Origin of the sequence: Kitasatospora sp. SC0581, assembly GCF_048159585.1 — a bacterium.
In the GTDB taxonomy this organism is placed as follows: domain Bacteria; phylum Actinomycetota; class Actinomycetes; order Streptomycetales; family Streptomycetaceae; genus Kitasatospora.
Genome location: NZ_JBLRWA010000077.1, coordinates 1 through 1,055 on the forward strand (window position 1 = coordinate 1; position 1,055 = coordinate 1,055).

At 32.6% G+C, this 1,055-nt stretch carries 1 protein-coding gene; it reads right to left on the minus strand.

Features of this window, described 5'->3' with window-relative positions:
• Positions 1 to 599: 599 nt before the first annotated feature.
• A partial coding sequence (locus ACLWS4_RS37120; protein ID WP_416876439.1) for a hypothetical protein occupies positions 600 to 1,055 on the minus strand: 456 nt, incomplete at its 5' end.

The following is a 1,055-nucleotide window of genomic DNA, read 5'->3' on the forward strand; positions in this document are numbered from 1 at the left end:
CTAAGTGAGGTTTTGGATTGATTTTTGTTTGTAAGGTTCAGGAAAAAACGTACAATTAAAATACTGAGAAATATGGCTGGAATTGCAAACACTACACCGTAAATCCCAAGGGAGTATTCGTAAGTATAATAGCTATATAAACCGTTCTCAACAGGCACATGTCTTGTCAACAATTGATTAACTAGCTTATTGAATACAACGGTTAAAATTATCGTCAAAATTAAAACTAGTCGTGTTTTACTTAGGAACGTTTCTTTTAATGTCCACTTTCTCCTTTTTAACATCGGAACCATCCCCTCCATATTAATTTTTAGCAGGTAACAGAACCAGTTTTATAGGTACGCAGGACACGTCCCCCTGTTTCCAAGTAAAATTGCAATGGAAATTAAAACAAACAAACCGAACCATTTTTTACGTAAAAGCAGGAAATATTCCTCCCTAATCCTCTTTACTTAACGGAACCAACTTCAGTTTTATCGAATTAGTTCTAATTCTTTAACTTTATTATAAAAAGTATTTAGAACTAAGTCAATATATTTTGAATAAGTTCCAACCACTACACTTTCATACTATATTTATATTTTATAAAAAGCAAAGATTTACTTTGTAACCTGCTCTTTTTCAGGAAAATCTTCCTCATCAGGAAACGGATCATCTACAAATACACCTACAGAATGCAATCTTTTAAATTCTTTGATGATTAACTTTTCAATCAAACTACTGTTAGTATCCTTTGATTCGTCCAGCATTAATTCTAAATACCAATTCGCCCTCTCAGATAGATAAATCTTTTTTTGATATTTCACTTCTCGATCGAGTCGATCTTTGCTCAAAACAGGGAAATATTTTTCAATCTGTTTCTTAGTTTCTTCATCTGTTTGATCATCTGAATAAACTTCCCTGGCAAATTGTTTCGCTCGAGCCAAAGACAGAGGGATGATTTTTTCATCAATTACTTCTTCCAATTTATATTTCGGATTCAAATCATCATCGTTAACATCGACCCACGTTTCGAATTCTCTTTTCACATAGACGAAATACCTATTGCTTTTTGT